Here is a 9694-nt window from a genome sequence, read left to right on the forward strand (position 1 = left end):
TGCATAAGATGCTAATTTTTGTAATTAGAAATCATCACATTACAAGCAAGCTTAATGCCAATAAATAGTGCATCAGACTTCATTAAATTGCTGTTATTTCGGACAAAACTGCGCCATTTGACCCTATAAAATGCATCAAAACATGAGCTAGGACAAAATGTCGCACTTTGACCCTGTTGATCAAAAGGTTAATTGGTACACTCTGTCCCAACTTTCCCTATCGGCTGATCATTATGTCTTTACCTAGTTCAAGTACGTCTCATCTCAATTCAAACACATTGACTCAATATCAGGCATTTTCTGTCTTGGTTGTCGATGATGAAATCGGGATGCAAGCAATCCTTAAGAAAGCACTAGGTAAGTACTTTGGCAAGGTATCAAGCGCAGGTTCAGTAGAAGAAGCCGAGGTTCTGCGTTGCAACGAACACTTCGATCTCATTGTTCTCGATATCAACCTTCCAGGTCGCTCTGGTATTGAATGGGAAGAAGCGTTTAACGACAGTGATCGAAAAGCTGATGTAATTTTCATGACCGGCTATGCTGATCTAGAGATGACTATCTCGGCACTTAAGCTTGGTGCTTCAGATTTCATTTTAAAGCCGTTTAACTTAGAACAGATGATACAAGCCGTGCTGCGTTGTATGGACAAGCGCCTAGACCAAAGGATGCAATACGCATTGAAGCGCGATGTTAGCCGTCATATCAAAACAGAATTGATCGGCGGTTCCGACAAAACCAAACAGCTCAAGCTCCTCATCAGCCAGTTTGCACCATCACGAGCATCGGTGTTGATTGAGGGTGAGTCAGGCACGGGGAAAGAGTTAGTGGCGCGTGGCGTGCATGAAGCCAGCAAGCGAACAGGGCCATTTGTGCCAATTAACTGTGGCGCAATTGCTCCAGAACTTTTAGAAAGTGAACTGTTTGGTCACACCTCTGGCGCCTTTACCGGGGCTAAAAAAAACCGCGAAGGTCTGTTCAGAGTTGCAAGCGGCGGTACGTTGTTTCTTGATGAAATCGGTGAAATGCCATTGCCAATGCAAGCCGCACTTTTACGTGTATTAGAGCAAAGAACCATTCGCCCGGTCGGTAGTGAGAAAGAAATTGCCGTTGATGTACGTGTTGTAGCGGCGACCAACCGTAACCTTCAACAAGAGGTAGATAAAGGAAACTTTCGCCGCGATCTGTTCTATAGATTGAATGTATTGAAGATTGATGTGGTGCCACTCAGAGAGCGTCCATCAGATCTTATTGAGCTAGTTCCATACTTCACCCGCCTATTATCGAGTGAGCTAGGCATGCCAGTTCCAAACTGGGCACATGAAGATATCTTAGCGATGAATGAATACGAATGGCCGGGGAATATTCGGGAACTTAAAAATTTAGTGGAACGCTGCATTTTATTAGACAAACCACCAGCTCACTATTGGCGTGAAGTGAATGGCGACCCTGCACCAACTAACATATCAGTGACGGTGTCACACGGCGCAGAGATGCCAAACTTGAATAACGCAGACGCCGTAGAGGGCTACCCAAATACTTGGACGCTCAAAGAAGTGGAAAAATCCCATATAGAACAGTTGGTTAGTTTCCATGATGGTAATAAGTCTGCAGCAGCAAGAGATCTTGGTGTTGCACGAAAAACCTTAGAACGTAAATACAAAGACTGGAATACAGAAGGCTCTGAATATGCCGATTAGACGTCAGTGGTGGTCCAAGTGGGCGTTCCGCTTCAAGACCATGGTACGTTACCGTTTATTGTTTCTGACATCTGCGCCGATCATTCTGACGTTGTGCGCGCTTGTTGCTATCACGCTGTATTGGTCGATTCATTATACGTGGCAGGGGGCATTAATTGATGTTGATGAGCGCTTGGACGTCGCCGATAATAGTATTCAACTGATTCAAAGCCAACAGGCCTATAACGTCCGAGCATTTGCTGAGTCTTACAACTTCCGGATCAAACTTTCGAGTGATACTTCAAAAGAAGAGCTCACACGTTGGGTTTCAGAAAACAAATCTCGCTATGAACTCGATTTTCTACGCTGGCATAGTGTCGAACGTATGGATAAGAAGCTGGAATACCTGAATCTGACCCACAAAGCGTCGTTTTTCAGCGTATTAAGCCAAAATGAACTCAGCAACCTAGACCGAGATCTCGCGAGAAAAGCCGAAGTGCCTATGCTTAACGGACAGAGCGTCGAAACACGAGGTCTAGTCAGTCGCACAGTCGTATCCATCCGGGATGAGAATGACCGTGTAATTGGTTTTCTAGATGGCGGTATCCTACTCAACAACAGTACACAACTCGTCGATCAAATCAGTAACTTGATCTATCCGCAACGCGATGGACTTAATCGTCGTATTGGTACTGTCACCGTGTTCCTTGATGATCTACGTGTCAGCACCAACGTGCCTTTAAGCAGTGAAAAGAGTGCAGGACGCGCGATTGGTACGCGTGTTTCGCATGAGGTTCACTCAAAAGTCTTAAACGAAGGCAAAGAGTGGCTAGATCGCGCGTATGTTTACGACGCTTGGTACATCACCGCATATCAGCCTATACATGACCAGTTCGATAATGTGATTGGCATGCTTTATACCGGTTATCTGATTTGGCCGTTGATAGAAACATATTTGACCAACCTTGGTGAAATCAGCATTACGATTGTGCTGCTATTGCTGGCTTCTGGCTTGATCGTTCATCGTGGTGCACGTGATCTTTTCAACCCAATTGAACGCATCCATAAAGTGGTCAAGCTAGTACAGATGGGTAAAGACAAGCGAATTGGCGCGCTTGGTCTGGATGATCAACATGAATTAACACTACTCGCTAAACAGTTCGACAAGATGTTGGATTTGCTCCACGAGCGCAACCAAGAGATTCAACAAGCGGCTTCTGAACTGGAATGTAAGGTCCACTCGCGTACTGCCAGCTTGAAAGAGAAAACCGAAGAACTCGAACTGCACATCAAACTGCTCAATCAAGCCAGAGATAAGCTGGTGGTCAATGAAAAATTAGCGGCACTAGGTGAATTAACCGCGGGCATTGCCCACGAGATCAACAACCCAACCGCTGTGATTCTTGGTAACGTTGAGCTAATGAAGTTTGAGTTGGGTGATGAAGTGAGCCGTGTATACGAGGAAGTCCACGCGATCATGGAGCAGATTGACCGAATTCGAAATATCACACGAAGCCTGCTTCAATACAGCCGTCACGGTGGCGTACAAGACGAAATTACGTGGCAACATATCAATCCAATCGTTGATGAAAGTATCACGCTCGTAAAAACAGGTGCGAAGAAGAAAGGCATTGTGTACGTATCGCAGCTGAACGCTAAAACCTCAGTCGAAGTGAACCGAAATCAATTGCTACAGATTCTGGTTAACCTACAAATGAACGCGATTCATGCAATGGACGGTCAGGGCACGTTAACCATTTCGAGTGAAGACTGGGTTGAAAATGGTGTGTCCCATGGCGCTATTGTTCATGTTCAAGATGAAGGCTGCGGTATTAAGGAAGAACAACTGAAACGCATTTTCTCGCCTTTCTATACCACTAAACGTGATGGTACGGGGTTAGGGTTGTCAGTCTCTCAAAGTATCTTGAGCCAAACTGGCGGCGAGATCCGAGTTGAATCGGAGGTAGGTAAGGGAAGTTGCTTTAGTATCTATCTTCAACAGAAAGCGACACCTCAATTGCTAGTATCAAATCTATAAGTTCTAACAACTAATTCACTGATATTGTTGAAGTACTTTAAGGTGTAAATCCAACGACTCTAATCTTTCCACACATAGCAACCTCATAAAAAACACCTCCGCACTTGAGATAGTTCGGAGGTGTTTTCGTTCGTTAATAACTAAGTGGCTAAATAGAACACAGAAAGCTAAATCTGAAACCAATCTTGATTAATGCGCCGCCACTGAAATTTGCGGTGGATTAATGTTGTGCTTTTTAAACTCTTTCATTACTCGAAGGGTAATGTCTGTCTCGAACAACTTCTCATACGCCGTATCCACTACATAAGCCTTACACGTTAACTGTATCGCTAGGTAGTTGTCAGTAATCGTCTGTTTAACAAGAACAGTCACCGGCTTTGGTAAGTGAATGTAGCGGCTTGAAGAAGCAGCCTCTTGAATCAAATCACGGGCGAGAGTGATGTCTTCATTCATCCCAACATAAAACGGAATCACCACTTGCATATCCAACGCGCCATAGTTTCCACTGGTGGTCACTTCATTCAAGAACTTGTTGTTTGGAATCGTAATGATGTCGTCGTTTAAAGTTCTCATCCTTACAGAGCGTAAACCGATAGTAATGATATCACCGTAGTTGCCCTCAAACGTAACACGATCACCAACTTGGAACGGTCTATCAATCATCACCGTGATGCCAGCGATGAAAGATGCCGCCAAATCTTTAAGAGCGAAGCCAACCGACACTGCAAGGGTACCCCCAATCAGAGCCAGTATTTGGTCGTTGATTCGAAAACTCATCATGAATACGATAAGCCCTGTACTTACGTAAATGAAGAACTGAGTAAACGACTGCAGCTTTTGCAATAACATTCTATATTGCACGAATTGGCTACCAAAGCTTGTCACCAACGAATTGATGAATTTAAGCAATAACCACATTGCTGCTATCACGATCATGGAAAAGAACACACCGCTCCATCGTACTAAGCTAGCTATCTTCGAAATGTTTTCTACGTTAGCTAACTCTTCCGTTGCGTAGATCGGAAAACTGACCGCCGTCGCTAGGCCAACAAGTAATAGGACAAATAACTTCTTCATTTTACTTCACCAATAAATGTTGACGGTCGAGAACGTTAGTAATGTGCCGGAACCAATGATCTGAAATCTTTGCCTTATCTTCATTCCAACCAATATAACCGCGGCTCTCGAAGTAACGCAAAACCCCAGTAATTTCAGCGATACTCAATTGAGTACAGTCGGACAGCACTTCAGGAGACGCGATTTCCAACTGCACAATAGAGCGCAACACAGCCAACATAGGTTTAGGCATGTTCTCGAGTTCTTGCGCTTCTGGCACATGAAACAATCTCACTACAGCTTGATCCGTCTCTTTATTCCGATTTAGAGAGAAACGGAAGAAACGCAAGGCGACAGTAGGGTTGCCATCTGAGTAGTGCCATAAGATCCGATAGAAACCTTGGCGAGCGCGTTCTTCTTCTGTCATGTCATCTTGATCCCACTGTTTGGGAACGACCAAGCCATCAAACGACAGCGGTTTTTCTAACTCGGTATTAATACGGCTTGTCAGTAGCTCACCGATTTGTTTCTCTGTCCAACGTGGCAGAAAGCAAACCAAATCAAACAACAAGCGTTCACCGCGCGCTCTATCAACAAAGCGCCAACTAGACTTTGCAATCGACATCACTACACGGTGATTCTTTTTAGAACGACGCAATAAATTAGTTAAACGGATAAGATCAGATAAGCCTCCAACCATTGGTTTAACCAGCCTCTGAGCATTATCAATTGCGATCAAGTAAGTCGTTTCGCTTTTCCTTAAATGTGCCAAGATTTGAATTTCTGTAGCGTCTTCATCTAAACCAATACTCATGGCGAGGTGACATAGAAACTCTTGGTATCCGGCATAAGGGCAACTGACGTAAAGGGGTTCAGCATTAGAAACTTTGTGCAGTAAAGTATAAAGCAGAGTTGTTGACCCAATGCCACGTTCACCAGACACGATACAGATAGCAGGGCTGTCCGACATGAGGTAACGAGACAATTGTTTCACTTCGTCGCCAGCGTAATCAATTAGTGTGCTGTCGATCGAGCCCGGAAGTATGTATTCAAAAGTTTGATCGCCTTTGATTCGTACTAAGTTTTGCTGGCTTTTATCAAGATCAGATTGCTTTGCCACTTCGATTCTAAATAGGTAAGCCAAAGCTTGGCTAAACAGTGTGTAATTAGAAAGCAGAACCATGATGCGATGCTGACCGCTGTAGATACCCAACCATATAATCCCCAGTACCGTGGCTATTATATTAAGTAGGAAAGTGTCTTTGCGGTTAACCGCCCAGTTGACCCATACCGGTCTTTCTGAGATATGCGAAAGGGCGTCAAATACCTTTGAACGCCATAGTCGTAGAACAGATATCGTGACCAGTACAAACCATACGAACAGAGCACTGTAGATCCAGCTGTAAATGGTACCTTTACCAAGAGTTTTAATAGAGATCTGAAGGATTACGCCCGCAACAATAAAACTCCATACATAACGTCGGATAGTAGACAAACGGAGTGCAACGACTTCTTGGTTTGAAGTTCTACTCATACGATAAGCAAATTCGAGTATAAAGCTAATCGCGATCGAACCACCAAGTATCCACCACGTAAAAATCTCTAGGAAGATCAAGTGCTGTAGACTAGGCAAACTGGAGAGCACTCGCAATGAGATAGTGATAGCAATTAACCACGCTATCGCACGATGGGCACGGCTGATATACCAAACCAAACGGACCCAAAAAGGAGGGTTCTGCTTGGCTTCCAAAATATTAACTCGGAATAATTCGGTAAGACGCGTGCTGTTTGATAACCACCAGACTAAACAGAAATAGATAAACAATACCTTCAATGAAGCCCAAATAACTGGGACCGGTGAAATGAAGATCTCTGTAATCAAAGCGTTGAAGCTACGAGTTTGTAAATACACCAAGTACTCGACATTCAGTTGAGTTAGCTGCCATTCCTGCTTAAATTGGGTTACCCCATAAGGGCCGAAACCCGTTAGGCGATCTCTGTTCGCGTTCGTTGTTTGCTCTAACAGGTCCTGTTTACTGACGTTCAAACTTTTTAATGTTAAGTAACTCGATTCAACAAAGAACCACTGGTCTGAATCGGCCTTGTCTCGATATGTTTTGAGCTGTCGTTCAAACGTTTCGATTTGTTGGTTTTGAATTCGTATTACGTCAGCAAGCAAGATACTGACTTTACGTTTATCCGATTCGTCCATAAACAAAGGGTCAGGCAGTGCATCGATTCGTTTAGCCAGATTTTGAACAACCTCCGACACCTCAGGTTGTAATTGCACGTCATATTCCAAGTTGGCATTAACAGGCCAAGAGAGTAGGGCTAATGTGAGTAATAAGAAGCGCAATAATGAATGCATAAAAGTCTCTTAAAATTATGAGGTTAGGAATACTATAGTTAGTTAACCTTATTTTGTGAAATCTAACTCCGTTTGGAGATAAGTACTTTATTCTTGTTTCTTTCATCATGCCCATGATGCTGTCAGGTTTCAGGCTAGTATTTGAGCGTCTTGCTATGCACGTGTTACTGATATCAAAGAAGTTTGTAAATAACTAGCTGTGCTAGAGAATTTGATCATTGTAGAGGACACATAAGCCCCAATATTGGTTATCGTTCTCTATTTTGTTGTTTCTAAAGAACAACGTTTTTAGCGGTAAGATAGAGAATAAAAAGTGTGAGTTAACTCAAAGTATAATTTGACTGGGTTATGCTCAATTAATAACGGGTAATTACAATCAAGACTTGCAGTTAAACCCTTGAACAAGTAACGTTGCGGCGTTTTTCACATTAAAAAGGTAAATGCATTGATCTCCACAGCAAATATCACTCAACAATTCGGTGCTAAGCCACTTTTCGAAAATATTTCAGTTAAGTTCGGCGAGGGTAACCGTTACGGTTTAATCGGCGCGAATGGCTGTGGTAAATCGACGTTCATGAAGATCCTATCTGGTGAACTTGAGCCAAGTGCTGGTAACGTAAGCTACGATCCAAATGAGCGCGTTGCTAAGCTAAACCAAGACCAGTTTGCTTACGAAGAATTCACGGTAATCGATACGGTTATCATGGGTCACAAAGAGCTTTGGGCTATCAAACAAGAACGTGACCGTATCTACTCGCTTCCAGAAATGAGCGAAGAAGACGGCATGAAAGTGGCTGACCTTGAAGTTCAGTTCGCTGAAATGGACGGTTACATGGCAGAAGCGAAAGCGGGTGAGCTTCTTCTTGCAGTAGGTATTGAAGAATCAATGCACTTCGGCCTGATGAGCGAAGTAGCACCGGGTTGGAAACTTCGTGTTCTATTGTCTCAAGTACTGTTTGCAGACCCGCATATCATGCTTCTTGACGAACCAACGAACAACCTGGACATGGATACCATCAAGTGGTTGGAAGATACGCTAAACCAACGTAACTGCACAATGATCATCATTTCGCACGACCGTCACTTCCTAAACTCTGTTTGTACACACATGGCTGATCTTGATTACGGTGAGCTTCGTCTTTACCCTGGTAACTACGATGAGTACATGACAGCAGCAACACAAGCTCGTGAGCGTCTACTTTCTGATAATGCGAAGAAGAAAGCGCAAATTGCTGAACTTCAAACGTTCGTTTCTCGTTTCTCAGCTAACGCATCTAAAGCGAAACAAGCGACATCTCGTGCTAAACAGATCGACAAAATTCAACTAGACGAAGTTAAAGCGTCTAGCCGTCAAAACCCGTTCATCCGTTTCGAACAGTCTAAAGAGCTATTCCGTAACGCACTTGTGGTTGAAAACCTATCTCAAGGTTTTGAAGAAGACCTTTACAGCAAGTTCGATGCGATTTTCGAAGTAGGCGAGCGTGTTGCTATTATTGGTGAGAACGGTGTGGGCAAAACAACGTTACTCAACACACTAGCAGGTGCTTTGGAACCTCGCACTGGTGAATACAAGTGGTCTGAAAACTCAAACATTGGTTACTATGCTCAAGATCATGCACATGACTTTGAGACAGACATGAACCTGTTTGATTGGATGAGTCAATGGCGCCAAGAAGGTGAAGACGAGCAAGTTGTTCGTGGCTTCCTAGGTCGTATGCTGTTTGGTCAAGATGATATCAAGAAGTCTGTAAAGGTTATCTCTGGTGGTGAGCAAGGTCGTATGCTTCTTGGCAAGATCATGATGCACAAGCCAAATATCCTACTTATGGATGAACCAACGAACCACATGGATATGGAATCTATCGAAGCGCTTAACTTGGCTCTTGAGAACTACAAAGGCACACTGTTCTTCGTATCTCACGACCGTGTATTCGTAGACTCGCTAGCAACTCGTATCCTTGAGATCAAAGACGGCAAGATCAACGACTTCCGCGGTACTTACGCTGAGTTCTTGAAAGCACGCGGCTAAGCATTAAGCAGGCCTTAGTTTCCAACTCAAGAGGTTGGAAACTTTAAGCTTTAACTAAGAAAACGCCGTCATACTGAAAAGCATGACGGCGTTTTTGTATTTATCTCTTGTGAGCCACTAACTCTTCACATCAGAATTTTACATTAAAAGCAATTAGCGAATCACCAAGTCGAACTCACGCTTTTTGTCCGGCTGCTGATTGCTCACCTTTCACATCAAAGTCGATCTTGTCTGCACCCGTGAACACTTGGAAGCGTAAACCTTTAGCGCGAGCAATCGTTGTGATGCCGAACTTCTGAGCCAGGTCTAAGCCCATTTGCGTTACGCCAGAACGTGATAGCAGAACAGGGATACCCATCTGAGCAACCTTAATCACCATCTCAGACGTTAAACGACCTGTGGTATAGAAGATCTTATCTTCACCTGACGCTTTGTTAAGCCACATCTCACCAGCCAATGTATCAACAGCATTGTGCCGGCCAACATCTTCAACAAACGATAGAACCTTGTCGTCTTTGCAAACCGCA

6 protein-coding genes are annotated in these 9694 nt (G+C 43.8%); 3 read left to right on the forward strand and 3 right to left on the reverse strand.

The window, feature by feature from the left end; all coding sequences use genetic code 11:
* Positions 1-233: 233 nt before the first annotated feature.
* Entirely contained in the window at positions 234-1697 is a 1464-nt protein-coding gene (locus tag WR49_RS12920; protein ID WP_046224288.1) for a sigma-54-dependent transcriptional regulator, read from the forward strand.
* Positions 1687-3714 (forward strand): sensor histidine kinase, encoded by a 2028-nt coding sequence (locus tag WR49_RS12925; protein WP_046224289.1) that lies wholly within the window; start codon positions 1687-1689, stop codon positions 3712-3714. The genes WR49_RS12920 and WR49_RS12925 overlap by 11 nt, the downstream gene beginning before the upstream one ends.
* Before the next feature lie 189 nt (positions 3715-3903).
* On the opposite strand, the gene WR49_RS12930 is transcribed toward WR49_RS12925, so the two are convergent.
* Complete coding sequence (locus tag WR49_RS12930) at positions 3904-4791, reverse strand: mechanosensitive ion channel family protein (RefSeq protein WP_017057278.1); 888 nt, start codon at positions 4789-4791, stop codon at positions 3904-3906.
* A 1-nt stretch (position 4792) separates the two neighbouring features.
* Positions 4793-7138 (reverse strand): ATP-binding protein, encoded by a 2346-nt coding sequence (locus WR49_RS21495; protein WP_046224290.1) that lies wholly within the window; start codon positions 7136-7138, stop codon positions 4793-4795.
* A 445-nt stretch (positions 7139-7583) separates the two neighbouring features.
* Here WR49_RS21495 and WR49_RS12940 point away from each other — a divergent pair, with 445 nt between their 5' ends.
* Complete coding sequence (locus WR49_RS12940; RefSeq protein ID WP_017057276.1) at positions 7584-9167, forward strand: ABC-F family ATPase; 1584 nt, start codon at positions 7584-7586, stop codon at positions 9165-9167.
* A 175-nt stretch (positions 9168-9342) separates the two neighbouring features.
* Here WR49_RS12940 and WR49_RS12945 read toward each other — a convergent pair.
* On the reverse strand, positions 9343-9694 hold a 352-nt coding region (locus WR49_RS12945; RefSeq protein ID WP_046224291.1), incomplete at its 5' end, for a formate dehydrogenase accessory sulfurtransferase FdhD.

It is taken from the genome of Vibrio sp. ECSMB14106 (assembly GCF_000972265.1).
Classification (GTDB): domain Bacteria; phylum Pseudomonadota; class Gammaproteobacteria; order Enterobacterales; family Vibrionaceae; genus Vibrio; species Vibrio kanaloae.